At 73.3% G+C, this 25,951-nt stretch carries 20 protein-coding genes; 12 read left to right on the plus strand and 8 right to left on the minus strand.

What is annotated here, in order from left to right:
- Positions 1–94 precede the first annotated feature (94 nt).
- From ACWFQ8_RS23860 to ACWFQ8_RS23870, 3 genes are all read right to left on the minus strand, one after another.
- Positions 95–874, minus strand: coding sequence for a class I SAM-dependent methyltransferase (locus tag ACWFQ8_RS23860; RefSeq protein WP_453788287.1), 780 nt, complete (start codon positions 872–874; stop codon positions 95–97).
- Positions 875–1,111: 237 nt separating this feature from the next.
- Complete coding sequence (locus ACWFQ8_RS23865) at positions 1,112–1,300, minus strand: hypothetical protein (protein WP_453788288.1); 189 nt, start codon at positions 1,298–1,300, stop codon at positions 1,112–1,114.
- Positions 1,301–1,507: 207 nt separating this feature from the next.
- Positions 1,508–4,585 carry a BTAD domain-containing putative transcriptional regulator gene (locus tag ACWFQ8_RS23870; RefSeq protein WP_453788289.1) on the minus strand — a complete coding sequence of 1,026 codons (3,078 nt, stop codon included), beginning with the start codon at positions 4,583–4,585 and terminating at the stop codon, positions 1,508–1,510.
- 132 nt (positions 4,586–4,717) lie between these two features.
- Between ACWFQ8_RS23870 and ACWFQ8_RS23875 the strand changes: the two genes are divergently transcribed.
- The 3 genes from ACWFQ8_RS23875 to ACWFQ8_RS23885 all read left to right on the plus strand — a co-directional run bounded on the left by ACWFQ8_RS23875 (position 4,718) and on the right by ACWFQ8_RS23885 (position 6,786).
- Positions 4,718–5,974, plus strand: coding sequence for an amidohydrolase family protein (locus ACWFQ8_RS23875; RefSeq protein WP_453788290.1), 1,257 nt, complete (start codon positions 4,718–4,720; stop codon positions 5,972–5,974).
- Between the two features lie 117 nt (positions 5,975–6,091).
- Positions 6,092–6,373, plus strand: a complete 282-nt coding sequence (locus tag ACWFQ8_RS23880; protein ID WP_453788291.1) for a type II toxin-antitoxin system VapB family antitoxin — start codon at positions 6,092–6,094, stop codon at positions 6,371–6,373.
- Positions 6,370–6,786 (plus strand): PIN domain-containing protein, encoded by a 417-nt coding sequence (locus tag ACWFQ8_RS23885; RefSeq protein ID WP_453788292.1) that lies wholly within the window; start codon positions 6,370–6,372, stop codon positions 6,784–6,786. Before ACWFQ8_RS23880 ends, ACWFQ8_RS23885 begins: the two co-directional genes overlap by 4 nt.
- Positions 6,787–6,832: 46 nt before the next feature.
- Here the strand turns inward: ACWFQ8_RS23885 and ACWFQ8_RS23890 are convergent, their stop codons facing one another.
- On the minus strand, positions 6,833–8,086 hold the full coding sequence (locus ACWFQ8_RS23890; RefSeq protein WP_453788293.1) for a serine hydrolase domain-containing protein: 1,254 nt from the start codon (positions 8,084–8,086) through the stop codon (positions 6,833–6,835).
- A gap of 198 nt (positions 8,087–8,284) precedes the next feature.
- On the opposite strand from ACWFQ8_RS23890, the gene ACWFQ8_RS23895 reads away from it, so the two are divergent.
- On the plus strand, positions 8,285–9,100 hold the full coding sequence (locus tag ACWFQ8_RS23895; protein WP_453788294.1) for a trypsin-like peptidase domain-containing protein: 816 nt from the start codon (positions 8,285–8,287) through the stop codon (positions 9,098–9,100).
- A gap of 91 nt (positions 9,101–9,191) precedes the next feature.
- On the opposite strand, the gene ACWFQ8_RS23900 is transcribed toward ACWFQ8_RS23895, so the two are convergent.
- Positions 9,192–9,632, minus strand: a complete 441-nt coding sequence (locus ACWFQ8_RS23900) for an NUDIX hydrolase (RefSeq protein ID WP_453788295.1) — start codon at positions 9,630–9,632, stop codon at positions 9,192–9,194.
- Between the two features lie 1,194 nt (positions 9,633–10,826).
- Between ACWFQ8_RS23900 and ACWFQ8_RS23905 the strand changes: the two genes are divergently transcribed.
- Positions 10,827–11,750: a L,D-transpeptidase family protein gene (locus ACWFQ8_RS23905; protein ID WP_453788296.1), complete on the plus strand. Its 924-nt coding sequence runs from the start codon at positions 10,827–10,829 to the stop codon at positions 11,748–11,750.
- Positions 11,751–11,939: 189 nt separating this feature from the next.
- Here the strand turns inward: ACWFQ8_RS23905 and ACWFQ8_RS23910 are convergent, their stop codons facing one another.
- Entirely contained in the window at positions 11,940–12,272 is a 333-nt protein-coding gene (locus tag ACWFQ8_RS23910) for a ribosomal protein L7/L12 (RefSeq protein WP_453788297.1), read from the minus strand.
- A gap of 468 nt (positions 12,273–12,740) precedes the next feature.
- Here ACWFQ8_RS23910 and ACWFQ8_RS23915 point away from each other — a divergent pair, with 468 nt between their 5' ends.
- Both ACWFQ8_RS23915 and ACWFQ8_RS23920 read left to right on the plus strand, forming a co-directional pair.
- Complete coding sequence (locus ACWFQ8_RS23915; protein ID WP_453788298.1) at positions 12,741–13,874, plus strand: macrolide family glycosyltransferase; 1,134 nt, start codon at positions 12,741–12,743, stop codon at positions 13,872–13,874.
- Positions 13,874–15,508 (plus strand): CocE/NonD family hydrolase, encoded by a 1,635-nt coding sequence (locus ACWFQ8_RS23920; RefSeq protein ID WP_453788299.1) that lies wholly within the window; start codon positions 13,874–13,876, stop codon positions 15,506–15,508. The genes ACWFQ8_RS23915 and ACWFQ8_RS23920 overlap by 1 nt, the downstream gene beginning before the upstream one ends.
- Here ACWFQ8_RS23920 and ACWFQ8_RS23925 read toward each other — a convergent pair.
- Together ACWFQ8_RS23925 and ACWFQ8_RS23930 are read right to left on the minus strand one after the other, a co-directional pair.
- Complete coding sequence (locus ACWFQ8_RS23925; protein WP_453788300.1) at positions 15,486–16,910, minus strand: MFS transporter; 1,425 nt, start codon at positions 16,908–16,910, stop codon at positions 15,486–15,488. The two genes, ACWFQ8_RS23920 and ACWFQ8_RS23925, sit on opposite strands and share 23 nt — an antisense overlap.
- Positions 16,911–16,939: 29 nt before the next feature.
- Complete coding sequence (locus ACWFQ8_RS23930; protein WP_453788301.1) at positions 16,940–17,719, minus strand: GDSL-type esterase/lipase family protein; 780 nt, start codon at positions 17,717–17,719, stop codon at positions 16,940–16,942.
- 646 nt (positions 17,720–18,365) lie between these two features.
- Between ACWFQ8_RS23930 and ACWFQ8_RS23935 the strand changes: the two genes are divergently transcribed.
- From ACWFQ8_RS23935 to ACWFQ8_RS23955, 5 genes are all read left to right on the plus strand, one after another.
- Positions 18,366–19,313 (plus strand): LLM class F420-dependent oxidoreductase, encoded by a 948-nt coding sequence (locus tag ACWFQ8_RS23935; protein ID WP_453788302.1) that lies wholly within the window; start codon positions 18,366–18,368, stop codon positions 19,311–19,313.
- 79 nt (positions 19,314–19,392) lie between these two features.
- A complete protein-coding gene (locus ACWFQ8_RS23940; protein ID WP_453788303.1) occupies positions 19,393–20,178 on the plus strand; it encodes an SDR family NAD(P)-dependent oxidoreductase in 786 nt (261 codons plus the stop codon).
- A gap of 130 nt (positions 20,179–20,308) precedes the next feature.
- Complete coding sequence (locus tag ACWFQ8_RS23945; RefSeq protein WP_453788304.1) at positions 20,309–21,430, plus strand: LLM class flavin-dependent oxidoreductase; 1,122 nt, start codon at positions 20,309–20,311, stop codon at positions 21,428–21,430.
- Between the two features lie 1,306 nt (positions 21,431–22,736).
- Positions 22,737–24,476, plus strand: a complete 1,740-nt coding sequence (locus ACWFQ8_RS23950) for an N-acyl-D-amino-acid deacylase family protein (RefSeq protein ID WP_453788305.1) — start codon at positions 22,737–22,739, stop codon at positions 24,474–24,476.
- A complete protein-coding gene (locus tag ACWFQ8_RS23955; protein WP_453788306.1) occupies positions 24,473–25,948 on the plus strand; it encodes an aldehyde dehydrogenase family protein in 1,476 nt (491 codons plus the stop codon). The genes ACWFQ8_RS23950 and ACWFQ8_RS23955 overlap by 4 nt, the downstream gene beginning before the upstream one ends.
- Positions 25,949–25,951 lie beyond the last annotated feature (3 nt).

Consider the following 25,951-nt stretch of genomic DNA (forward strand, 5'->3'; position numbering starts at 1 on the left):
TCACTATCTCCCACAACCCGTCCGGAACGATCCATCCCCACCGTCCACTCCCCATGACCCGTACAACTGCCAACTGACCATGTAGGACACGGTCTTAGTGCCCGCTGCGGTCCTCCTCCGGGCCCGGTCGGCGGGCCAGTACCAGCCGCCAGCGGGGGGCACCGGAGGGCAGTCGCCCGAAGTGCTCCAGCGGCAGCGTCCCGACCGTGAGGCCGGCCGCCGTCAGGTCCTCGCGGACCCCGCCCAGCGGGAAGGTCCGGTAGTACATGACGAACGGCGGCCGCCAGAGCGCGTTGCGCACCCGCATCGCCGCGTCGAAGCCCGTCACGGCCCACCAGGCCGGTGAGCCGGGCGGCATCGGCGCGCCGATGGGGAAGGCGAAGACGCCGCCCGGGCGCAGCGCCGAGCGGACCCCGGAGAAGAGGGCCGGGCGCTCGGCGGGGAGGAAGTGCCCGAAGGCGCCGAAGCTCACGGCGAGGTCGTACGAGCCCGCGAGCGCGGCCGGTAGCGCCCGCGCGTCGGCCCGTACGAAGTCCACCTCGGGGCGCGGTCCCGCCCCCGGGGCGGCGGCGGGCCCGTGCGCGCGCCGGGCCTCGGCGAGCATGCCGGTGCTCAGGTCGACCCCCGTCACCCGGTCCCGGCACAGCCGCCGCAGCAGCGGGATCCCGGCGCCGGTGCCGCAGCACACGTCCAGGCCGGCCCCGAAGGAGCCCTCGTGCAGGGCCAGGGCCTCCTCGACGGCGTCGAGCATCCGGTCGGGGGTGCGGAAGGGCGTGTGGTCGAACTTCGGCGCGAGCAGGTCGTAGCCGCGCTCGACGGAGGAGAGGGCCTGCACGGCGAGTTCGCGGACGCTCGGTCCGTGGGTGCTGAACACGCCCCCACCCTAGGGGCGGTCGGCACGGAACCGGAGCGCTTCGCGACCCCCTGCGGGAGGTGGCGCGGTGCGGAACGGCCGCCGCGCCCGGGCTGACGGCCGGGCGCGGGCGCCCGTACGGCCGCCGCGCCCGGACATGGGTGTGCGGCGGCCGCGGTGGCTCCCCCTCCGGGCCACCGCGGCCGCCGTTCCCCCGTTGATCCCCCGTACGTCTTCGGTGGTGCGTGCGCCCTCCGCTTACGGGCGCGGGCCGGACGCGTGGTTGTCCAGCGTCTGGATCTCCTCGTCCGGGGCGTGGCTGTCGAGCGGCTTGTCCAGCGGCATCTCGACCGGCTTGTCCAGCGGCTTGATCTCCACGCCCGAGGCGTGGTTGTCGAGGGGCCGGATGTCGCCCTCGGTCTGCAGGATGTTCTCGTTCGTCGTCATCGAATCTCCTGTTGGATGGGTAGGGCCCGTTCGGCGATTCCCCCGCGGACCGCCGAACGGGTGATCCTCCAACCGACCCCGCGTCCCCCGACGCGCCGGGTCGATGCACCTATCGTGCCGGGTGGCGATAAACGAACGATGAACGCCTCGTTCATCGCCCGCCGAGACGCGGGCGCGGGCCGCGGCGCGGCACGGGCGGGAGCCCGCTCAGGCCGCTACTTCCGAGGCCAGCAGCGCCCGTACCTCGGCCAGTTCGGCCGACCCCAGCTGCTCGAACACCGCCTCCGCGTCCCGCCAGCACGCCCGCGCCCGGTCCCGCTGGCCCAGCCGCCGCAGCGCCTTGCCCAGTACCGTGAGCACGGTCGCGCGCCGCCACTCCCCGCCGATGCCGCGCAGCGCGATGGCCTGTTCGGCGTGCGAGGCGGCCAGTGTGGGCCGGCGCGCGGCCAGGTGGGCCTCGGCGAGCCGGAAGTGGGTCACGCCCTCCCACAGCGGCTGCCGGTTGTCGTGGAACAGTGAGAGCGCCTCGGCGAGCTGCGCCAGGGCCTCCCCGAGTCGGCCGGCCTGGGTCAGCGCGATGCCCAGCGCGTACCGGCCGTTGGCGAGGCGCAGGGTCAGCCCCATCCGGTCGTATATGGCGATGCCCTGCTGCGCGAGGTCGATGGCGCTGGTGAGGCGGCCCAGCTCCACGTGGATGCGCGAGAGGTTGCACAGGGCGCTGGCCTCGCCGATGTTGTTGCCGTCGGCGCGGAAGTTGTCGATGGCCTCGCGCAGGTACCGCTCGCCGTCGGCGTGCCGGCCCTGGTAGAGGGCGATGATGCCGCGGTCGTTGGGTGCCCAGCAGCTCGGCAGCGGGTCGCCGGCCTCCCGGGCCAGCGCCGTGGCCTGGCGGGCCTCGTCGTCGGCCTCGGTGAACCGGCCGGTGAAGAGGTGGACCATGGTGAGGGTGGTACGGGCCCGGCCCTCGGCCCGGGGGTCCTCGGCGGCCTTGGCGGCGTCGCGCAGGGCCATGGCGGCCGATTCGTACTGCTTGGAGTTGGCGCCGGACTCGGCGAGGTCCTTGGCCGCCCACAGCAGGTCGACGGCCCGGCGCAGCACCCGCGCCTCGCCGGTGCGTACGGCGGCCTGCCGTACGCACGCCAGCAGCGGGTCGGCCTCGGCGTACAGCCAGTCCAGGGCGGCGCGCGGGTCGGCGAAGACCAGCCCGGGGTAGTGGGTGTCGGAGAGGTGCGCGGGGAGCCGGTCGCCGGGGCGTTCGAGGGCGTAGACCCCGGAGGCGGTGGCGAGGTAGAAGTCCAGCAGCCGGTCCAGGGCCGCGTCCCGCCCGCCGGGCGGCTGCTCGTCGCGTTCGGCGCAGGCACGCGCGTAGAGGCGTACGAGGTCGTGGAAGCGGTAGCGGCCGGGTGCGGCGGACTCCAGGAGCGAGCAGTCGACCAATGCCTCCAGGAGGTCCTCGGTGTCGTGCTCGGGCAGGTCGAGGACGGCGGCCGCGGCGGAGAGCGAGATGTCCGGGCCGTCGGCGAGGCCGAGGAGGCGGAAGGCGCGCTGCTGGGCGGGCTCCAGCTGGCCGTAGCCGAGTTCGAAGGTGGCTTTGACGGCGAGGTCGCCGGCCTGGAGCTCGTCGAGGCGGCGGCGCTCGTCGGCGAGCTTCGCGGCGAGGACGGAGACGGTCCAGGTGCGGCGGGCGGCGAGGCGGGAGGCGGCGATGCGGATGGCCAGGGGCAGGAAGCCGCAGGCGCCGACCACGTCGAAGGCGGCCTGGCGCTCGGCCCTGACCCGTTCGGCGCCGACGATCCGGGTGAACAGCTGGAGGGCCTCCTCGGGGCTCATCACGTCGAGGTCGACGAGATGGGCCCCGGCGAGGCCCGCCATGCGGACCCGGCTGGTGACGAGGGCGGCGCAGCCGGCCGTGCCGGGCAGCAGCGGGCGCACCTGGGCGGCGTCCCGGGCGTTGTCGAGCAGGACCAGGACCCGCCGCCCGTCGAGGGTGGAGCGGTAGAGCGCGGCGCGGTCGGCGGGGGAGTCGGGGATGGCGGTGTCGGGAGTGCCCAGGGCGCGCAGGAAGGACCCGAGGACGGCCTCCGGCTCGGCGGGGCGGGCCTCGGTGCCCTGGAGGTCGACGTACAGCTGTCCGTCGGGGAAGTGCGGGCGGGCGGCGTGGGCGACGTGGACGGCGAGGGTGGTCTTGCCGACGCCGCCGATGCCCGCGAGCGCCGAGACGGCCATGACCTGGCCGGTGGCGCCGCCCGAGAGGATGGTGCCGAGCTCGTCGACGAAGCTGGCTCGGCCGGTGAAGTCGGGTACCGTCGCGGGCAATTGGGCGGGCCTCACATGGACGGACGCGGCGGCCGGCGGCGGGTCCTCGGCGCGGGCGAGGTCGGTGTCGGCGTTGAGGATGCGCTGCTGGAGCGCGGCGAGCTCGGGGCGGGGGTCGACGCCGAGCTCGTCGGCGAGGAGCCGGCGGGTGTCGGCGTAGACGGCGAGGGCCTCGGCCTGCCGGCCGCTGCGGTAGAGGGCGAGCATCAGCAGCTCGCGCAGGCGCTCGCGCAGGGGGTGCGCGGCGGTGAGCGCGGTGAGCTCGGAGACGGCCTCGGCGTGGTGGCCGACCTCCAGGTCCAGGTCGAGGCGGGTCTCCAGCAGCTGGAGGCGCCATTCCGCGAGCCGGGTGCGTTCGGTCTCGGCGTGCGGCCCGGGGACTCCGGCGAGGGGCTCGCCGTCCCACAGGTCGAGGGCGCGGGCCAGCAGCGTTCGGGCGCGGCTCCGGTCTCCGGCGGCGCGGGCCGCCTCGGCGTCGGCGGCGAGGCCGCGGGCGATCCCGAGGTCGAGGGTGGCGGCGGAGCGCAGGCGGATGGCGTAGCCGCCGGACTCGGTGACGAGCTGCCCCGGGTCGAGGACCTTGCGCAGGCGGGAGGCGTACGTACGGATGGTGGCGAGGGCCTGCTGCGGCGGGTCCTCGCCCCAGATGGCGTCGATGAGTTCGGGCGCGGTGGCGGTGCGGCCGTCGCGGAGCAGCAGCGCGGCCAGCAGCGCGCGCTGCTGGGGTGTGCCGGAGGGCAGTGCCTCGGCGCCGCGCCAGGCGCGGATGGGCCCGAGGACGGCGAAGCGGGAGTCGGCGGCGGGGTCCGGGGGGGCCGGTGCGGGGGCCGCGGGGGCCGGTGCGGGGCCGGGCTTGAGGGCGCGGGTCGGGTCGCGGGTCGGGTCGGGCGCGGGGGTGTGGGCCTCGGCGATGGTCCGGGCTGCTTCGGGGTGGTTCCGCTGGTGCGGGATGGCCGGTATGCCGTCCATCTGTCGTCCCCCCTGCCTTCCGTCGGTGTAAGGGTCAGTCTGCCCTGTGTTGCACGTACACGTCAGCCCGTAACGGACCGAGCGGCTCCCAAGTAGCTGACGGTTCGTCAGATTGCCGCTACCGTAGCCGGTATGGAGACCTTCCCGAAGATCATCTCGGTGGACGACCACACGGTTGAGCCCCCCCATGTCTGGCGGGACCGGCTCCCGTCCAAGTACCGCGACATCGGCCCCCGCGTCGTCCGCGCCCCCTTGAAGGAAATGACCTTCCTCGGCGGCAGGTTCGCACCCGTCATGGGAGCCAAGGGCGACGACGGCCCGATCGGCGACTGGTGGGTGTACGAGGACCTGCACCGCCCCCTCACCCGCCTCGACACCGCGGTCGGGTACGACCGCGACGAGATCACACTGGAAGTCATCACCTACGAGCAGATGCGCCCGGGGTCCTTCTCGGTTCCCGACCGGCTGGCCGACATGGACGTCAACCACGTCCAGTCCGCGCTCTGCTTCCCGACCTTCCCGCGCTTCTGCGGGCAGACCTTCACCGAGGCCGCCGACCGCGAACTCGGACTGCTCGGCGTGCGCGCGTACAACGACTGGATGGTGGAGGAGTGGTGCGGCCCCGAGGCCCGGGGCCGCCTCATTCCCCTCACCCTGGTCCCGCTCTGGGACGCCGAACTGGCGGCGGCGGAGGTCCGCCGCAACGCGGCGCGCGGCGTGCGCGCGGTGGCCTTCTCGGAGATACCCCCGCACCTGGGGCTGCCCTCCGTGCACACGGACTACTGGGACCCGTTCCTGCGGGCGTGCGACGAGACCGGCACGGTCATCGCCATGCACATCGGCTCCTCCTCCCGCATGCCGTCCACCTCGGCGGACGCCCCGCCGGCGGTCGGCTCCACCATCACCTTCGCCAACTGCTGCTTCTCGATGGTCGACTGGCTGATGAGCGGCAAGTTCGAGCGCTTCCCCGGCTTGAGGATCATGTACGCGGAGGGCCAGATCGGCTGGATCCCGTACATCCTGGAGCGCGCGAACGTGGTCTGGGAGGAGAACCGCGGCTGGGGCGGCGTCGCGGACAAGGTGCTGCGCCCGCCGTCGGAGCTCTTCGCGGAGCACGTCTTCGGCTGCTTCTTCGACGACGCCTTCGGCCTGCGGAACCTGGACTCGATCGGCGTCGGCAACGTCCTCTACGAGACGGACTACCCCCACTCGGACTCGACCTGGCCCAGGTCCCGCGAGGTCGGCGAGACCCAGATGGGCCACCTGGCCCCGGATGTGGTGGACCGCATCGTGCGCGGCAACGCGATCGCCTTGCTGGGGCTGACGGCGGAGGGGCTGTGGGCGGGCGCGGGGTCGGGGGCGGGGTCGGGGACGGCGGTGGGTGCCTAGGCCGCACGGTCCGCATCGGCAGCTTCGCCTTGCCGCAGAAACGATATCTCTCTTCGTCGGTCTTGATATCGTTTAAGTGGACCGGGGCAGGTCGCTCCGCCGCCGAGGAGGTTCGTCATGGCCAGAACAGTCATCGACGTGGACGACGCCCTGCTGGCCGAGGCCGCCGAGATCTTCGGTACGAAGACGAAGGTGGCCACGGTGAACGCGGCCCTGCAGGACGTGGTGAACCGGCGCAAGCGGGAAGACTTCTTGTCCTGGCTCGCCGGCGGGGGACTGCCCGACCTGACCGGCCCGATGGTGCCCGCGGGTGAGAGCGACGCCGGTTCCGGTACTGGATCGCGGGCCGGCTCGGCAGCTGTGGCGGAGTCGGAGCACGTTCAGGACAGGGCGGCATGACCGAGCGCTTTTTGATCGACAAATCGGCTCTGGCCCGGTACCCCGAGCCAGCCGTTCACGCCGTCATCCACCCTCTGCACACCGCGGGCGTGCTGGCGGTGTGCGGAGCCGTGGAGTACGAGGTCATGTACAGCGCCCGTTCCAAGGCGGATGCGGAGCGCGTCCGGGCGGGCATGGGCGCCTTCGCCTGGCTCCCGACTCCCGACGAGGCGTGGGATCGGGCCCTGGACGTGCAGAAGCGCCTCATCGAGGCGGGAACCTGGAAAGCGGTGTCCCTACCGGACCTGATCATCGCGGCGACCGCCGAACGCCACGGGGCGACCGTCCTGCACTACGACGGCGACTACGACATGATCGCGGAGGTCACCGGCCAGCCCGTGCGCTGGGTCGTCCCGCGCGGCACCGCCGACTAGGGCCCGCCCGCGGGGCCCCGAGGCCCGGCGGTCAGCGATCCGTCCGTCAGCGGGCCGTCGGGGGCGGCGTGGGCGTGGCGCTCTCGCGCAGGCGGGTCGGCGTCAGCGGGTGCTCGGGGACGAGCGCGGCGGCGATCCGTTGGGCCACGGTCTGGGCCTGGTTGCCCTCGGGGCTCTTGGGGCCCTTCGTCGTCGTGACCGAGATGGACAGCTTCTCGGCCGGCAGGTAGGCCTGCATGGCCGCGTACCCGGAGAACGACGGGTTCTGCAGGATCCAGCCGTTGAGGACGAGGACCCCCAGACCGAAGTGCTCGGACGCGTCGTGCGGCAGGCAGACGGTGGCGGGGCAGCCGGCCGTCGGGCCACCCAGCTCCGCCGTGCCCGGGTCGAGCAGGGTCCGGAACGACTCGGGGGACAGCAGCTCGCCGGTGCCGATGGCGCGGGAGGAGCGGTCCAGGTCGCAGATGTCCGTGGTGAGGACCGCGCCGGGCGCCGTGGTCCAGGACGGGTTCCAGTACGTGGACTCCTCGTAGGTGCCCCGTTCCGAGGTGAAGGCGTGCAGTGCCGGAACGGGTATCTCCGCAGTGGCGCCGTTGGCGGTCCGGTCGAGCCCCAGTGGTCCCATCACGCGCTCGTCGAGCAGGCGCGCCAGGGGGAGGCCGCTGATCTTCTCCAGCGCGGCGCCGAGGAGCTGGAAGTTGGCGTGCGAATAGCTGAAGTTGGTACCCGGTTCGTACCAGAGGGGCTGACGGGCGGCGATGGCGATGACCTCCGCGGGGGTCCACTGCCGGAAGGGCGCGGCCTCAAGGGCGGCGAGGAACTTCGGGTCCGTCACGTAGTCGTGCAGGCCCGAGGTGGAACTGCCCAGCATGCGCAGGGTGATCTCCGACGCATGGGGCGCCTTCGGGAGCCAGCGGGCGAGGGGGTCGTCCAGGCGCGCCTTGCCCTCGTCGACGAGCTGGAGCAGGACGGTCGCCATGTAGGCGATGGCCACGGAGCCGGAGCGGAAACGCATGGCCGGATCGGCCGGAACGCCCGTCATGGACTCCCCGAGGGCAGAGGTGACGACTTCCTTGCCGTCCGAGGAGACCCGGAGGATCACGGAGTTCAGACCGAAGTCCCGCCGGGCCCGCTCCGCGACGGCGACGATCTCCCGCGCCTGCCCCTCGGCGGGCCCGGGGGACGCCACGCACGCCTGCGGAGTCCCGAGGGCAACCACCGGCCCCGTAGCGGTCCCCGCCGGGACCGTCGCGGCAACCAGCCCGGCGATGCAGAGCAGCACCGTACGAGTACGCCTCATCCCCCCAGCATGGAGCGCCGGGCTGCGGGCCGCACTTCGCGGGAGCGGCGGGCGGCGTCCGGGCCCGGCCGCGCCGTCGACCTCCCCTTGCGACCGCCCCCGCCCGCAAGGCATGCTTCGCCGGGGCAAAGCGGGAGGATCATCATGTCGGTGGACAAGCGGACTGCTGTGACAGTGGTGTTGTGTGCTGTCGCGGCGTTGGGGGCTTCCGCCGCCGTCGCGAAGTTGGCGCCGCCGCCCGAGGGGGTGCCGGCCGTACGGGCGAAGGCCGCGCCGACGGGTTCCCCGACGGGTTCGCCGACAGATTCGCTGACGGGTGCGTCGCGATCGCAAGCGCCGAAGCCGCAGCTCTCCGCCCGGCCCGGGACCACGCTGCCGCCGGCGGTCACTCCGCCGCCCGGCGGGCCCGCCGCGTTCACGGGGGCCCTGTTCACGAACGGCCTGGACAGTGATCACTTCTGTACGGCCACGGTCGTCCAGAGCCCCGGCCGGAACCTGATCATCACCGCCGGTCACTGCCTCCTCGACGGGGACCAGAGTGGCGGTACCGCCGTCTTCGCACCTGCGTACGCCAACGGCGTCGCCCCGTACGGCACGTGGAAGATCGAGGAGGCTTTCGAGGACGACCGCTGGGCCGAGGGCACGGACGACGACTACGACCTCGCGTTCGCCCGCCTGGCCCCCGACGCCCAGGGCCGCAGGATCGAGGACGTGACGGGTGCGGCGGTGCTGGACACCACCGGCCGTGCGGCCGAGGAGGTCACCGTCACCGGCTACCCGGCCGACCGCAAGGTCCCCCGTACCTGCACGGCCGTCACGGTCCGCGAGAGTGCGACCCAACAGCGGTTCGACTGCGCGGACTTCCCGGGCGGCACCAGCGGCAGCGCGTGGATCGCCCGCGACGGGAAGATCATCGGCATCCTCACGGGCGGGGACACGGACGACGTCTCGACCAGCACCGTCCTGGGCGAGTACGCGGCCTCGCTCTACGCGAAGGCGACTGCGGGGCGGTAGCCCCGGGTCCCGGCCGGGTGGGTGGTGCCGGGTGGGTGCTGTCGGGCGGCCGGGCCCGGGCCGGATCCGGGAAGGGACGGCCCAGGGGTACTCAGTTCAGCAGGCCCAAGTGGACCGGCTCGGACGGGGCGTTCGCGAGGAGGTCCGGCAGGCGGGGCGGCCAGAGGGGTTCGCCGAGAGTGGCGAGCCGGTCCGTGGAGAGCCACTGCCAGTGGATGCCGGGGTGCTCCAGGACCGGTTCCCGGCGCGGGCCGGTGGTGAGGTAGATGTGCTCGTGCTGGCGGACCGGTACGCCCTGGTGCGTGAAGTCGTGCTCCCAGGTGCACAGCAGCTTCCCCGGCTCCAGGTCGGTCCAACCGGTCTCCTCGCGCAGCTCGCGTCGCACGCATTCCTCAGGGCTCTCGCCGGGGTCTATCCCGCCGCCGGGGGGCAGCCAGTGGATGCCGACCTCGACGTTGTTCTCGCGGAAGAGGAAGACCGATCCGGCGGGGGAGAGGATGACAACGCGGGCGGCGTGACGTGGAGTTCGCATCGGATCAGCGTACGGCGGCGGTCGCGCGGCGCTCGCGCGGCGGTGGGGGGCGCGACGGCGCTGCCGACCCGTCCCGACGGGCCCCGGCTCCCGGGGCTCCGCCCGCGCCCGTTCGCGGGCGGGGGCCGGGTGGCGGGGGCGGGTGGCGGGGCTCCGCCCGGGGGTTGGGGTCGGGACGGTGGCCCGGCCCGTGGGTCGGCTGCGGCCGGGTGTCGGGGCTCCGCCCCGCGCCCCGCGCCTCAAACGCCGGCGAGGCTGATATGGCCCGGCGTCGGCCGGTGCGCAGGCCGGGCGGACGGCCGTCCGGTTGCGGTCGACCCGACGGGCCCACGTCCGCGAGAGCCCGAGCTCGCGTCCGCGTCCGAGCTCGCGTCCTGGCCCGCGTCCGGGCTCGCGTCCTGGCCCGCGTCCGGGCTCGCGTCTGCGTCGGAGCCCGGTCTGAGCCCGCGCCCGGCCCCGAGCCCGCGTCCGAGCCCGCGCCGAGCCCGCGCCGAGCCCGGGCTTGCGTCCGCGTCCGGCCCCGAGGTCGCGTCCGAGCGGGGCTCGTGTCCGAGCCGCAGGCCTCCGTCCGCGTCCGGGCCTGCGTCCGAGCCCGAGCCCGTGTCCGAGCCCAGGCCTCCGCCCGCGTCCGAGCCCGAGCCCGTGTCCGAGCCCGGGCCTCCGCCCGCGTCCGCGTCCGGGCCTGCGTCCGAGCCCGAGCCCGCGTCCGGGGTAGGTCGGGGCTCGGGGCTCGGGCCGGACCGTGGGCCGCCAGGGGCTGGGGCCGCCGTCGGAGTGGGCTTCCTGGGGTGCGGGGTGACCGTCGTGGGCCGGGGTGCCTGTCGGGGTGGGGGGCTGGAGGGCTTGGGTGCGGCGTCTGGTTCGGGGGGTGTTGGTGCATGCCGTGCGTCACAGTCGGGTGGTGGGCGGCGCGCCCTCGGCGTTGCCGGGGCGGGGGCCTGGTGGTGGCCCGCTTGGTGGCCGTGCCGGGGCGGCCACCAGCCGGCCCGGCGTGTGCGTACGGGCAGTACAGGGCGTGGAACGCTTCGGGTGGCGGCGCTCGCTGCGCCGTCTGCGGTGCTCCCGGCGTACGGGCGGAGGCGGTGGCGCGGCACGACCCGGAACCGGAGGGTCCGGGTCCGGTCTGGCGTCGGACGGGACGCGGAACGCCGTGGATCGCCGTTCCTGAAGAGCCGCTCCTGTACGGTCGGTTCAATGAGCAAGCACGCCCGAGCCCGCTCCCGCACGCCCCGCATGTCCCGTACGCCCCGAACGTCCCGGTCGGCCGGGCGTACGGAGCGTCGTTCGTCCCGCCGTGTGGCGCTCGCCGCCACCCTCGGCCTGCTGGCCTTCGGGGTCTCGTGGGCGTACGTCGCGCAGGACGCGGGAGGGATCGCCGGCGCCGCGACCGCCCAGGCAGGTACGGACGTCCGCTCGCCGGGCGCCGACCGCGCCGCGCGCGACGCGAACCGTGGCGCGAAGGGCGACGCGAAGGGAGGCACGGCGGGCGAGGCCCGTCGCGACGCCGGCCGCGTCGCCCCCCGCGACCCCCTCCAGGGTCTGACCGGCATCAGCGAGCAGACGGTCGGCCGGATTCCGGCCGAGTCCCGCCAGCTCATCCTGGTCACGGGCAAGGCCGCCGACTCCTCGGAATCAACCGCCACCCTCTACACCCGTCCGGCCGCCGGCGCCGACTGGGTGCCGGCCGACAGCTGGCCCGCCCGCAACGGAGCCAAGGGCTGGTCCACGGAGCGCACGTACGGGGACCTGACCTCCCCGCAGGGCGTCTTCGCGCTCACGGACGCGGGTGGTCTGCTGCCGAAGCCGCCGGGTACCCGGCTCCCGTACGACAAGGACGCGTCCTTCGTCGCCTCGGGCCGCGGCGTGAACGGCGAGTCCCTGGCGGGTTCCTTCGACTACGTCGTCGCGATCGACTTCAACCGCAGGCCGGGCAGGTCGCCGCTGGATCCGGTCAAGCCGGAGGGTGAGCGCAAGGGTGGCAACATCTGGCTCCACGTGGACCACGACGGTCCCTCCCAGGGTTGCGTCGGCATCCCGAAGGAGGCCATGCGCAAGGTGCTGGAAACCCTCGACCCGGCGGCGAAGCCGGTCATCGTGATGGGCCCGCAGGGCATGTGACACCGGGCCGGACCGTCCGCCTCGGCCCCGTGCCGCCGACAGCTCCGGTCCCGGGCCCGCCGTCCGGCCGCGTGCCGCCGGCTCCGGGCCCACCGCCCGGGGGCTTGCCGTAGCTCTGCCCCCCCGTAGGCCGTCCCCGAACCCGTCACCGCCCTGGATACCCACCAGGCCGCCTGAACCGGCCGATACTCAAAGCGCGGCCGGTGGGCAACTCGCCCGGCAGGCCTCGGCGGGCCATGGCCCCTTGCAGGGGGCCGGGTCGATGGGAGCAGCCCCCCGCGTGACGGTGCGGTCGCACCAGTCGCACACCACCGTCGCGAGGGCGCCCGCGCCCTCAAGGACCCCGACCGCCTCCTCTGCGACTTCGAGCCAGTTGGGTTCCGTGACCGCTACCGGCGCGCTGTCGAGTAGAAGTTTGCTGTTCCAGAGACTGAGACCGGTGATCGTCCGGATCGCACGGACCGCCTCCACCTTCCGGTCACCTGCCTCTGTCAGCAGCACACGGAAACCTGGCTCTTCCACACGCCCTCCCCGGCCACCCCAAGCTGTTCAGGTAGTAAAGCAACTGCATTGGCCGCAGCCCACGCTGACCTCGCCGCTCTGTGCCAACTGCGCGGTGACCGACCCTTGGCCACTACCTGTTCAACATCGCGTCCAGCGGCCCTACCCGGGGCCTGCGGCCGTTGCGCCACCCGGACGCGCCCGAAGGCATCGACCTGCATGGGGAGTGCACGCGCGCTGTTCCGTCTCTCGGCAGCGACAGCCGCACGCTACCGGCGCCCGGGGTCGTCTGCTGGTGTCTCACACTGAGCGGCCGCACGTTCGGGTGACATCCGCTGCACACCACAGCCTGGGCGGTGGCTGCGGCGTTGAGGATGCGAAGTGATCTTGTGCTGCGGCTGGATGCCGCCTGTGGGCAGGGAATTCGTGATGATGACGGAAACGAGCGTCAACGTGTGTGGGTCGCATGTCGCGGTGTTCAATGTGCCGATGGCCGGTCATGTGATGCCGACCCTCGCTGTGGTCCGGGAGCTGGTCGGTCGTGGGCACCGGGTGAGTTACGCGGTGACGGCCGAGTTCGCGGCTCAGGTGCGCGCCGTGGGCGCGGAGCCGGTGGTGTACGAGGTGCCGCCGCAGGGTGAGGCGCCGGAGGACATGGCGCAGGGTGTGACGCGGGTTCTGGGGGTGAACCTGGGTGCGCTGCCCCAGTTGGAGGCCGCGTTCGCCGACCGCCGCCCCGACGTGGTGCTGTACGACGTGTACGCGTGGACGGGCCCGCTGCTGGCCGCGCGCTGGGGCGTACCGGTGGTGCAGCTGGCGCCGACGCACATCCCCTACGAAGGGCTGGTCGAGGAGTTCTTCGGTCTGCGGGATATCGCTGAGATTCCCGGCTTCCCGCAGCTGGCGGCGGCACTGGCAGATTTCGGGGTTCCGGGGGGCGTGCACGCGCTGACACTGGCTCCGCCGCGGTCGATCGCGTTCTTCCCCCGGTCGTTCCAGCGGCGGCCCCGGACGGTACGGGCGGGCCAGGCGCACTGGGTGGGGCCGGCGATCAGCGACCGCTCGTTCCAGGGCCGGTGGCAGGCCCCGCAAGGTGACAGGCCGGTGGTGTACGTATCACTGGGCTCGCAGTTCAACGATCGGCCCGACTTCTACCGGGCGTGCGTGGAGGCGCTGGCCGGTCTGGACCGGCATGTGGTGATGAGCGTGGGGGAGCAGGTTGCGGGGGCGGGCCTCGGCCGGCTGCCGGAGGGCTTCGAGGTGCACGCCAGTGTGCCGCAGATGGACGTGCTGGCGGCGGCCTCGGTGTTCGTCACGCACGGCGGGATGGGCAGTGTCATGGAGGCCTTGGCGCTCGGGGTGCCCATGGTGGTGGTCCCGCAGATGGCCGAACAGCGGGTGAACGCCGGCCAGGTCCAGGACTTGGGGCTGGGAGTGCATCTGCCGCGTGAGCGGGCCACCCCCGGGGCGCTGCGGGAGGCGGTCCTGTCCGTCGTCTCCGACCGGCGGATCGCGGCCGCCGTGGCGGGGATGCGGCAGGAGATCGAGGCGGCCGGTGGCGCGGTGGCCGCCGCCGAGGTCGTCGAGAAGGTTTTGGCCGACCGCGCGATGGTGGGCGGCTGATGGGGACACGTTCCTCCCCGGGCGCCGGACGTATCGCAGTGGTGGTGGCCGCAGCTCTGCTGGCGGGTGCCGCGGCAGGTCCTGGGGCGGCCGCGGTGACGGCAGCCGTCGCGGCTCCAGCGACGGCCGAAGCCGGAGGGGAGGAGGAAGCGGGGCACGCTGGGGTGCGGGTGCGGGAGGTCGCCATCAAGGCGGCGGACGGGACCGGGCTGGCTGCGACGGTCTACGAACCGGCGGGAAAGGGGCCGTTCCCGCTGGTGGTGGTCCCCGGACCGTGGATCATTCTGCCCGCGGACCACAGGACACACGCCGCCCGCTACCGTGCGCTGGCCGCGTCGGGATACGTCGTGGTCTTCTACGACCCGCGAGGTTTCCGGCGCTCCGGCGGTGACGTCGAACTCGCAGGTCCTGCCGATACCTCCGACCTGTCCGAGGTCGTCGACTGGGCGCTGGCTCACACGCAATCCGATCCGGCAAGAGTCGGCGCGCTGGGCGCTTCCTACGGTGCTGGGGTCGCATTGAACGCTGCCGCCCGCGATGCGCGGATCCGGGCGGTGTCGGCACTGTCGGGCTGGGCGGACCTCTCGGAGGGTTTCCGCATCAACGGAACACGGGCGGCGAGCGTCGTGCTGTTCCAGCAGCTGTTCGGGCGCATCGACGGGCGTTTCGGCCCGGCGGCGGAGAAGGCGTTTGACCAGGCAGTGTGGAGGGGGCTGGATGAGTCGGAGCCCTGGGTGCGCGAACGTTCCCCGCGCAGCCACGTCACGGCCCTCAACCGCAATCGTACGGCCGTGTTCATGGTGGGCGAGTGGGATGATCCCCTCGTTCCCGCCGGTCAGATGGGCTCCTTCCTGGACCAGCTCGCGGGCCCGCGGCAGTTGCGCATGTACCCGGGAGGTCACGCCACCAGCCACGCCCCGAGCGGCGGGAGCGAGGGCAGAACGCCGGCGTGGGAAGAGGCGGTGGCCTGGCTGGACCGGTATGTGCGCGATCGCGGCGCCGGTCCGGACAGCGCGAAGCCCGTGCACGCCGTCGTGCTGGAACCCCGTACGGGTGGCCCCCTTGAGGAGTATCCGAGCTGGGGCGCACTGACCGAGACGGCCCGGCCGGTGCCACTGGTGGCAGGCCCGGGTGGGGGACGGCTGGTGAGCGGGCTGGTCTCGGCCGCGGAATCCGGACTGTTCCCCGTTGCGGGACAACTCGACGCCGCCGGTATGCCTGCGTCGACCCTGTGGCCTCTGCTGGTTCCGGGAACGGCCGCCTCCTGGACCGGTCATTCCCTCGATCGGACCCTGGCGTTGCGAGGCAGCGCCGTAGTCGAGGGCGTGCTGGTACCCGCCGCCGCTGACGGCACCGTCATCGGCCATCTCTACGATCTCGGCCCGTCGGGGACGGCGCGGCTGCTGGCGCACGCCCCGTACACCTTTCGGAGCCAGACACCGGGGAAGGAGCATCCCGTCTCGCTACGGCTGCCGGCCACCGCATGGGACGTGCCCGCCGGGCACCGCCTGGCCGTCGTCTTCGACACGGTCGACCACCGCTACGTCAGTGAGAATCCAGCAGGCGCGGTGATGACGATCGTGCCGACGTCGCTGCACCTGACCGCCCCGCTCACCGCGGTACGCAGGAGGTGAGGACGTCCCCGCCCGCCGGGTCGACCCTGCGGGAGGGGCGGCCGACCGGGAAGTTCGTTCGGGGCGGTCGCGGCAGCAACCCTGCCGCGGCCGCCCCGGCGGCGAGCAGCACGGCCGCCCACAGGACGGCGATCAGCCCCTGCGTGTAGCCGGCGGGGCCCGAGGCCGAGCCGTGCGCGGTGAACAGGGCTGTCGTGGCGGCCACTCCGGCCACCGCCCCGGCCTTCCGTACCGAGGCGTTGATCCCGGAGGCGGCCGCCAGCGCGCCGGGTGGGGCGTGGTCGAGGAGGGCCTGAGGGGAGGCGGTGAAGAACAGGGCCATCCCGGCGCCGCCGGCCACCAGACCTGGCAGCTGGAGCAGATAGCCGGTGGCGGGGGTGAGCGTGAGGGCGAACCACAGGGAGCTCGCCCCGGTCAGTACACATCCGCCGACCAGAACCGGTCGCGCACCGGTACGGCTCATGACGAGACCGGCCAGCGGAGCGGCCAGCACGGGCATCGCCGTCCACGGCAGGATCCGCAACGCCGCGTCCCAGGGACTGTGGCCCTGGACCTGCTGCGGGAACTGCACCAGGTGAAAGACGGTCCCGAACACCGCGGCGTGCAGCAGAAACCCGCAGACGTGCACCCCTGCCACACTCCGCCCGGCCGACCAGCGCCGGCTCTTGCCCGCCCCCTGCGCGCCGGCCCTGCGGTAGCGGTAGGCCCAGCCGGCGGCGCAGCCCAGGACCGCTGCGACCGTGAGAGCGGTAGCGGCAGTGCCGGCTGCCGGTGGAAAGCTGACGTCCCGGGCGGAGGTGAGGAGAAAGGCGGCCAACGCCAGCACGGTCCCTGCCGCCAGCAGCGGCGGCCACCTGAGTCGGCGGACATCCGCGCGTTGTTCTCGCAGGCAGATGGGCACGGCCAGCGCGAGGGCGCAGCCGAGAGGGACGTTGATCCAAAAGACGTCCCGCCAGCTACCCCAGGCCAGCGCTGCCCCGCCCGCGAGAGGACCGACGGCCACCGCGAACCCCCCGATCGCACCCCACACTCCCAGGAGCACCGACCGGCGGCGCGCGGGAAGACAGGCCACAACCAGGGTGAGGCTGAGCGGCGTGATCGCCGCAGCCCCGATTCCCTGCACCGCCCGGGCCGCGATCAGAAACCCCATGCCGGGCGCGCAGCCGGCCGCCGCGGAACCTGCGGTGAACACCAGCAGCGCGGCGGTGAACACCCGGCGCTGCCCGAACCGGCCGCCGAACAAAGCCATGCACGGCGGTAGGACGGCTACCGGGATGAGGTAGGCGTTGATCAGCCAGCTCAACGCGCTCTCGCCGGGATGGAAGCCGGCGCGGATCGCAGGCAGTGCGCTCAGGAGCACCAGATGGTCGAGCCCGCACAGAAACACGGCAAGCCCCGTCACGGCGCACGCCGCCCACGCCGGGCGCTCCCTCACGAGGCGGCAGCCGGTACCAGGGGCTCCCTGCCTTGCGGCCCGCGCTCGCCGCCGGGCGCATGGCGGTGCAGCACCACGTGGCTCCCGCAAGGGGAGGGAACGAAGCAGGCGCCTGGCTCGCCACCGACATGCCGAGCCGCCTGACGGGCGTCAGCGAATACCCCGTCCCCGCCGATCGGAGTCGAGCTCTCCCCCAGGTGACGGCGAGCTGCCTCCTCCACGGCCACCATGACCCGGCGCACATACATCAGATATCCCTCGGCGTTGGGATGGAACGCGTCCTCGCAGTACAGGCGAGCGGGATGCTGCCGCAACACGTCCATCGACAGCGACACCACCATCGCGCCTGCCGACAGCGCGGCTTCGGCCTGCCTGCGCGCCAGCAGCCGCGACCTGAAACCCGCCAAACTTCGCACCCCGTGCCGCAGCGCCGGGGCCGCCCCGATGTCGGCACCCGACCCCACCACCACCTGCCACCCCGCCGCTCGCAGCTCCTGCACGTAACGGCCCAGCCGCGCTGCTGGCCGGCGCAGCCCGAGTGGCAGCATCACATCGTTCCCCCCGACCAGAATCAGCGCCACACCGCGCTCCGCGCGAGAGGTCACCGCCGCCACCTGGCGTGCCATCCCCGCCGTCGTCACCCCCGCACGAGCCGACACCGTGACTTCCACCGCACAGCCCAGTCGTGACACCAGAGCTTGGGCCAGCCGGAAGCCGTTCGTCTCACACCGGCCGAGCACCCCCACCGTCACGGCGGACGAGTCACCCAGCAACACCAGCGGGACCACCCTCGCCTCTGAGGGACCGTAGCGACCCTCCGGCGAAGGAACCTCACGCCCGTCCCACAACGCACCCCGCACCACCAACGGCGCATACGCCCTCACCGCCATCCTTACCAGACGACGCCACAGCGACTTCCCTCCCCGCCCACCACCAGGCACGACAACAACACCCCATTCGAACAAGTGAAGACACCGACCGGGCTGCCACAACCCGCCGCATGAACGTGGCCTACGAAGCGGCCACCGCAGACCGATAAACGATCAAGAAGCCGCGGGGAAACGCGCCCCGCCCCCAGCCGGAGGCATCTCCGTCCCCGACACCGCGAAGAAAGCCCGCCATGCCGACTGGCCGTCCTGGCGCACCTTCGCCGCGGCTCAGGCGGCGGGTGCCGCGCCGTCGACCGAGGCGTCGTGGCAGCTTCGGGAGAACAGGGCCGTCCGTCGTGCCGGTCCGACCCCTTGCCTGACGCTGCGTCAGATACGACGATGGCCCGGCACAGCGAAAGCACCGACAGCACCGACAGCACCCACAGCGTCGGTGTCACCGGTGACACCGACGCCGCCCGTGTCAACCGCGTCACGCGTGTCACCGATGTCACCGGAGTGACGGTTCGGCAGACGAAGGCGAGGCGGGTCCCGCATGGCGCGCGTGTTTCCGGAAGGTCGGCTGGTCTACGGGATGCAGCTCCCGGTCCAGTCGCAGAGCACCCTCTACGCCGAGCCCTGGGAGGCGTCGGCCACCCCCGCCGATCTCGCCGGGGTCGCCCGGGCCGCCGACCGGGCCGGCTTCGGGTATCTGGCCGGCTGCGACCACGTGGCCATCCCCCGGCGCCTCGCCGGCCCCATGAGCACCGTCTGGTACGACCCGGTGGCCACCCTGTCCTTCCTGGCCGGGATCACCGAGCGGGTCCGGCTGCTGAGCCACGTAGCGATCCTCGGCCTGCGGCACCCGCTGATCAGCGCCAAGCAGTACGCCACCCTCGACCACCTCTCCGGCGGCCGGCTGATCCTCGGTGTCGGCGCCGGGCACGTCCAGGAGGAGTTCGAGGTCCTCGGCGTGGACTTCGCGCGCCGGGGCGCCCTCCTCGACGAGACCCTCGACGCCCTGCGGGCGGCGCTCGGGCCCGAGGAGTACCCGGAGTTCGAGGGGAAGCTGTTCTCCTTCAAGGACCTCGGCCAGCTGCCCCGACCGGCCCAGGAACGCGTCCCCGTCTGGGTCGGCGGCTCCTCCGCCCCCGCCGTGCGCCGCGCGGCCCTGCGCGGGGACGGTTGGCTCCCGCAGGGCGACCCGCGCCACGAGCTGCCCGGGCGGATCGCCCGGATCCGGGAGCTCCGGGCGGCGGCCGGGATCGAGGACCCGATCGAGTTCGGCGCGATCACCGAGGCCCTGTACGTGGGTGAGCCCGGCTGGGACACCGGCCGCCGCACCCTCACCGGCAAGGCGGAGGTGCTCGCCGAGTCGCTGCGCGAGTACCGGGCGCTGGGCGTCGACCAGATCCAGGTCCGCTTCCGCAGCCGCGACCGGGGCGAGCTCGTCGATCAGATCACCGCGTTCGGGGCCGAGGTGGCCCCCCTCCTCAACGACTGACCACTGCGACTGAGGACTGACGACTGACGACAGACGACTGACCACTGGCGACTTACGACTGGCGACTAGGAGCACACCCATGGGCAAGTTGGACGGACGCGTCGTCGTCATCACCGGCGCGGCACGCGGGCAGGGAGAGCAGGAGGCCCGGCTGTTCGCCGCCGAGGGGGCCAAGGTGCTCCTCGGGGACGTGCTCGACGAGCAGGGCGCGGCCGTGGCCAAGGAGATAGGAGAGGACCGGGCCCGCTACGTACGGCTGGACGTGAGCCGCGAGGAGGACTGGGCGGCGGCGGTCGCGGCCGCGAAGGAGGCCTTCGGCCGGATCGACGGGCTCGTCAACAACGCCGGCATCCTGCGCTTCAACGAGCTGACCTCGACCCCGCTGGAGGAGTTCCAGCAGGTGGTCCAGGTCAATCAGGTGGGGGCCTTCCTCGGCATCAAGACCGTGGCCCCCGAGATCGGGGCGGCGGGCGGCGGCACGATCGTCAACACCTCCTCGTACACCGGCTTGACGGGCATGGCCTACGTGGGCACGTACGCCGCCACCAAGGCCGCGATCCTGGGCCTGACCCGGGTCGCCGCGCTGGAGCTGGCGGCCCGGGGCATCCGGGTCAACGCGATGTGCCCGGGGGCCGTGGACACCCCCATGGCCAATCCCGGGCTGCTGGATCCGGCCGGGACGACCGACGAGGCGGGGGAGGCGATGGCGGACCTGTACCGGCGGGTCGTGCCGATGGGGCGGGTCGGGCGGCCCGAGGAGGTCGCCCGGCTGGCCCTCTTCCTGACCAGTGAGGACTCCTCGTACATCACCGGCCAGCCGTTCGTCATCGACGGCGGCTGGATGGCTGGCGTCAGCATCCTCTAGCCGTCCCCGCGAGCCGCCCCGGCGCCCGTATCTGATGGAGCGTCAGGTATTGACGCTCGCGCCCTCGCGATGGAACAGTCGGGACATCTGATCTGACGCAACGTCAGAAACCAAAGGACGGTGAACCCCCTTGGAATTCGGGCTCTTTGTGCAGGGATACGTGGCTGAGGCGCGATCCAAGGTAGACCCCGAGGCGGAGCACAAGGCGCTGATCGAGGAGACCGAGTACGTCATCCAGGCCGACAAGTGCGGCTTCAAGTACGCCTGGGCCTCCGAGCACCACTTCCTGGAGGAGTACTCGCACCTCTCGGCGAACGAGGTCTTCCTCGGGTACCTCGCCCACGCCACCGAGCGCATCCACCTCGGCTCCGGCATCTTCAACCCCCTCGCCCAGGTGAACCACCCGGTGAAGGTGGCCGAGAAGGTCGCCATGCTCGACCACCTCTCCAAGGGGCGCTTCGAGTTCGGTACGGGCCGGGGCGCGGGCAGTCACGAGATCCTCGGCTTCCTCCCGGGCATCGAGGACATGAACCACACCAAGGAGATCTGGGAGGAGACCATCGCGGAGTTCCCCAAGATGTTCCTCCAGGAGGAGTACGAGGGGTTCCAGGGCAAGCACTGGTCGCTGCCGCCGCGGAAGATCTTCCCCAAGCCGTACGGCAAGGCCCACCCGGCCATGTGGTACGCGGCCGGGTCGCCCTCCTCGTACGCGATGGCGGCGAGGAAGGGGCTGGGCGTGCTGGGTTTCAGCGTGCAGAAGGTCTCCGACATGGAGTGGGTGCTGGAGCAGTACAAGACGGCGATCCAGGAGGCGAAGGCGATCGGGGCGTTCGTCAACGACAACGTCATGGTCACCTCGACGGCCATCGTCGCCGAGACCCACGACAAGGCCGTCGAGATCGCCGTCAACGCCGGGATGAACCGATTCCAGTCGCTGGTCTTCCGGTACCACGACACCTTCCCGCGGCCTGAGGCGATCCCGCAGTGGCCCGAGCTGCTGCCGGAGTACAACGCGGAGATCATCGAGCTGCTGATCGCGGAGGAGCTGATGATCTGCGGTGACCCGTCGGAGGTCCTCGCGCAGTGCAAGCGCTGGGAGCAGGCGGGCGCGGACCAGCTGTCCTTCGGCCTGCCGACGGGGGTGTCGTACGAGGACACGATGACCACCATCAAGCTCCTCGGCGAGCACGTGATCCCGAAGATCGACACGGACCCGATCCACCGCACCACCCGCTTCCGCGAAGCCTCCTGACCCCGCGTCCCACACCGCGCCCCGGGCCCGGGCCCGGGCCCACCGCCCCCGGACCCCGAGTCGCCCCGGGGCCCGGCCCACCGACCCCGGGCCTTCGGCCCACCGACCCCGGGCCTTCGGCCCACCGACCCGGACCCGGAGTGGCTCCGGACCTCACGGCCCGAGCCCCCCGGGACCCCGGACCACGACTCGCACCTCGACCCGGTCCGCGGACCAGGCCCGGACCCCGGCCCGGACCTCAGGCCCGGACCCCGGCCCCGTGCCCGCAACGGGCCCGGACCCCGGCCCAGGGGCTGCTCCGGGCCGGACAGGACCCGGAGCCCGGCTCGGAGCTCGGACCCCGGACCCCGGATCCGGAACGGACCTCGGGCCCCGGACCCGCAACCGGGTCCGGACCTCCCGGCGGCGCACGGCTCGGACCCCGTCCAGGCCCGTGGGGACGGGGGGTGGACCGGGGGTCCGGCTCGAACGGGTAGGCCGGCGAGGCTGCACAGGCTCCCCGGACGGGGGCGGCGTCTTCCCGGACCGCCGCCTACGTACGGGGCGGGGTTCGGGGGCGTCGCCCCGGGACCCGGAGGCGACGGCCGGAGCGGGTACGGCAGCGGCCTGCCGTACCCGCTCCGGCCGGACGCAGGCCGCCTCGCCCCGCACCGGCGGGACCGGGCACCCCCCGCCCCGGCCCAGCGGGACCGGTACGAACGCAAGCCGCCCCCCGCGCCTGCGGGACCGGCCCCGCACACCGCCCGGCTCGACGCGAGTCGCCCCGCACCCCCCGCCCCGGCCCAGCGGGACCGGTACGAACGCAAGCCGGCCCCCCCGCGCCAGCGGGACCGGCCCCGCACAGCACCCGGCCCGACGCGAGTCGACCCGCACCCCCGACCCGGCCCTGCGGGACCGGCCCCGCACACCGCCCCCGCCCGACGCAGTCGACCCGCACCGCGCAACCCGCTCCCGCGCCAGCGGGACCACTACGAACGCAAGCCGGCCCCCGCGCCAGCGGGACCGGTACGAACGCAAGCCGGCCCCCCGCGCCAGCGGGACCGGCCCCGCACAGCACCCGGCCCGACGCGAGTCGACCCGCACCCCCGACCCGGTCCTGCGGGACCGGCCCCTCACACCGCCCCGCCCGACGCGAGTCGACCCGCACCGCGCAACCCGCTCCCGCGCCAGCGGGACCGGTACGAACGCATCCAGGCCCCCGCGCCAGCGGGACCGGCCCCGTACACCGCCCGGCCCGACGCCAGTCGATCCGCGCACCGACACCGCCCGGCCCGACGCGAGTCGACCGGGCAGGAGGGGAACCGCCATGCTCGACCACCTCATTCGCGGAGCGACCGTCGTGGACGGCACGGGCGCCCCCGCGTACACCGCCGACATCGGCCTCCGCGACGGCCGGATCGCCGTCATCGCCCCGCCCGGAACCGTCACCGAGGCGGCCCGTACCGGCGAGGACGCCACCGGCCTCGTCCTGACCCCCGGGTTCATCGACCCCCACACGCACTACGACGCCCAGCTCTTCTGGGACCCGTACGCCACCCCGTCCATGAACCACGGCGTCACCACCGTCGCCGGCGGCAACTGCGGCTTCACGCTCGCCCCCCTCCATCCCGACCGCCCCGAGGACGCCGACTACACGCGCCGCATGATGAGCAAGGTCGAGGGCATGGCCCTCAAGGCCCTGGAGGAAGGCGTCGACTGGACCTGGTCCACCTTCGGCGAGTACCTCGACGCCCTCGACGGCCGCATCGCCGTCAACGCCGGCTTCATGGTCGGCCACTGCGCCCTGCGCCGCCACGTCATGGGCGAGGACGCCGTCGGCGGGCAGCCCACCCCCGAGCAGCTCCAGCAGATGCTCGACCTCTTCCACGAGGCCATGGACGCCGGCGCCTGGGGCCTGTCCACCACCCAGTCCTCCACCCACACCGACGGTGCCGGCGCCCCCGTCGCCTCCCGCCACGCCGGCCCGGCCGAACTCCTCGCCCTGTCCCGCGCCGTCGCCGAGCACGAGGGCACGCAGCTGGAGGCGATCGTCGCGGGCTGCCTCGACCAGTTCTCCGACGAGGAGATCGACCTCTTCGTCGGCATGAGCGTCGCCGCGGGCCGCCCCCTCAACTGGAACGTCCTCACCATCGACGCCTCCGTCCCCGAACGCGTCCCGCGCCAGCTGGTCCCCAGCGAGCGGGCCCGCAGGGCCGGCGGCCGGATCGTGGCGCTGACGATGCCGATCCTCACCCCCATGAACATGTCGCTGGGGACCTTCTGCGCGCTCAACCTCATCCCCGGCTGGGGCGAGGTCCTCGGCCTCCCCGTCCCCGAGCGGATCGCCAGGCTCCGCGACGCGGACGTCCGCGCCGAGTTGCTGCGCCGCGCCGGCGGCAAGGAGGCCGGGGTCTTCCGCCGCCTCGCGAACTTCGGGCGCTACGTCATCGGTGACACGTACAGCAAGGAGAACGAGGGCCTGTCCGGCCGCGTCGTGAACGACATCGCCGCCGAGCGCGGCCAGGACCCCTTCCACTGCCTGGTGGAGATCTGCGCCAACGACGACCTGCGTACGGTCCTGTGGCCGATGCCCACCGACAACGACCCGGCCAGCTGGGCGCTGCGCCGGGAGACCTGGCAGCACGAGGACGTCATGCTGGGCGGCTCCGACGCGGGCGCGCACCTGGACCGGATGTGCGGGGCCCCGTACACGACGCGGTTCCTCGGCGACTGCCTGCGCGGCCGCAAGCTGGTGCCGCTGGAGCAGGCCGTACGGATGCTCACCGACGACCCGGCCCAGCTGTTCGGGCTGCGCGAGCGCGGCCGGATCGCCGAGGGCTTCCACGCGGACCTGGTGCTCTTCGATCCGGAGCGGATCGAGGCGGGCCCGGCGACGCTGGTCCACGACCTGCCCGGCGCCAGCCCCCGGCTGGACGCGCGGGCCGTCGGCATCGTCTCGGTACGGGTCAACGGCGTGGAGACCATCCGCGACGACGAGGTGACGGGCGCCGTACCGGGCATCGTGCTCCGGTCCGGCCGGGACACGAGGACGGTGAGCACGCGATGACGGACGCGCGGAGCACGCAGCGGCTCTACATCGGCGGCGAGTGGGTGGAGCCCGCGGGCGGGCACTACGAGGTGGTCAACCCGGCGGACGAGTCGGTGGTCGGGCTGGCGCCGGAGGCCTCACGCGGCCAGGTCGAGGACGCGGCCCGCGCCGCCGCCGAGGCCTTCGGGAGCTGGTCGCGCACGACGCCCGAGGCGCGGGCGGCGATCCTGGACCGGGCCGCCGACATCATCCAGCGGGAGTACGAGCCGTGGTCCGCGCTGGCGCGGGCGGAGACGGGCGCGCCGACCGGGATCGCGCGCGGCATGCAGGTAGGGGTCGGGGTGGCCCGCTTCCGGCGCTACGCGAAGGGCGCCCTGGAACCGGTGGAGCGCGGTCTTCCGCCGCAGGTGACCGACGCCGGCCCGATGGGGCGGGCGAGTGTCCTGGGCGCGCTGGAGGTGCGCCAGCCGGTCGGCGTGGTCGCCTGCGTCACCTCGTACAACAACCCCTGGGCGAACCCGGCGGGCAAGGTCGCCCCGGCCCTGGCCATGGGCAACACGGTGGTGGTCAAGCCCGCCCCGCAGGACCCGCTGTCGGTGTTCAGGATGGCGCGGGCGCTCGCGGAGGCGGGGGTGCCGGCGGGCGTGGTGAACGTCGTCGGCGGGCAGTCGGTGGAGGTCGGCGAGGCCGCCGTGGACTCCCCGTACGTGGACATGGTGTCCTTCACCGGTTCCACGGGCGTCGGGCAGCGCATCGCGGAGGTCTGCGGCCGGACGATGAAGCGCCAGCTCATGGAGCTGGGCGGGAAGGGCGCCGCGATCGTCCTGGACGACGCCGACCTGGACGCGGCGGTGATGGGCATCGGGACGACCTTCTCCTTCTACTCCGGCCAGATCTGCACCGCCCCGACCCGGGTGATCGTGCACCGGGCGGTCCACGACCGACTGATCGAGAAGCTGACCGGCTACCTCGCCTTCATGCGGGTCGGCGATCCGGCGGCACGCGGCACCGTGGTGGGTCCGGTGATCTCGGCGGCGCACCGGGACCGGGTGGAGTCGTACATCGAGCTGGGGAGGAAGGAGGGCGCGCGGATCGCGTACGGCGGTGAGCGCCCGGTGGTCGGCGACGGCCGGGGCTTCTACGTGGCTCCCACGCTGCTGGTGGACTGCACGAACGACATGCGGGTGGTGCGGGAGGAGATCTTCGGGCCGGTGGTCGTGGTCGTCCCCTTCGACGGGGACGAGGACGAGGCGGTGGCCCTCGCCAACGACAACGACTACGGGCTGATCAGCTACGTGTGGTCCGGGGACCCGGCACGCGCCTTCCGCGTGGCGCGGCGCCTGCGGGCGGGCGGGGTGGGGGTCAACACCGTCGGCCGGAACATGGAGGCCCCGTTCGGCGGCTTCAAGCGGTCCGGCGTCGGCCGCGACGTGGGCTCGTACGCCCTGCACGCGTACAGCGAGACGCAGTCGATCGTCTGGGCCGCCTGACCC

The organism is Streptomyces sp. NPDC055254 (assembly GCF_053606025.1).

Coding starts and splice junctions, on each gene's coding strand:
- ACWFQ8_RS23885 (WP_453788292.1), top strand. CDS start 6,370: ATGACCGAGCGCTTTTTGATCGACAAATCGGCTCTGGCCCGGTACCCC.
- ACWFQ8_RS23905 (WP_453788296.1), top strand. CDS start 10,827: ATGAGCAAGCACGCCCGAGCCCGCTCCCGCACGCCCCGCATGTCCCGT.
- ACWFQ8_RS23880 (WP_453788291.1), top strand. CDS start 6,092: ATGGCCAGAACAGTCATCGACGTGGACGACGCCCTGCTGGCCGAGGCC.
- ACWFQ8_RS23940 (WP_453788303.1), top strand. CDS start 19,393: ATGGGCAAGTTGGACGGACGCGTCGTCGTCATCACCGGCGCGGCACGC.
- ACWFQ8_RS23955 (WP_453788306.1), top strand. CDS start 24,473: ATGACGGACGCGCGGAGCACGCAGCGGCTCTACATCGGCGGCGAGTGG.
- ACWFQ8_RS23935 (WP_453788302.1), top strand. CDS start 18,366: ATGGCGCGCGTGTTTCCGGAAGGTCGGCTGGTCTACGGGATGCAGCTC.
- ACWFQ8_RS23920 (WP_453788299.1), top strand. CDS start 13,874: ATGGGGACACGTTCCTCCCCGGGCGCCGGACGTATCGCAGTGGTGGTG.
- ACWFQ8_RS23900 (WP_453788295.1), bottom strand. CDS start 9,632: ATGCGAACTCCACGTCACGCCGCCCGCGTTGTCATCCTCTCCCCCGCC.
- ACWFQ8_RS23915 (WP_453788298.1), top strand. CDS start 12,741: ATGGCCGGTCATGTGATGCCGACCCTCGCTGTGGTCCGGGAGCTGGTC.
- ACWFQ8_RS23890 (WP_453788293.1), bottom strand. CDS start 8,086: ATGAGGCGTACTCGTACGGTGCTGCTCTGCATCGCCGGGCTGGTTGCC.
- ACWFQ8_RS23870 (WP_453788289.1), bottom strand. CDS start 4,585: ATGGACGGCATACCGGCCATCCCGCACCAGCGGAACCACCCCGAAGCA.
- ACWFQ8_RS23950 (WP_453788305.1), top strand. CDS start 22,737: ATGCTCGACCACCTCATTCGCGGAGCGACCGTCGTGGACGGCACGGGC.
- ACWFQ8_RS23875 (WP_453788290.1), top strand. CDS start 4,718: ATGGAGACCTTCCCGAAGATCATCTCGGTGGACGACCACACGGTTGAG.
- ACWFQ8_RS23865 (WP_453788288.1), bottom strand. CDS start 1,300: ATGACGACGAACGAGAACATCCTGCAGACCGAGGGCGACATCCGGCCC.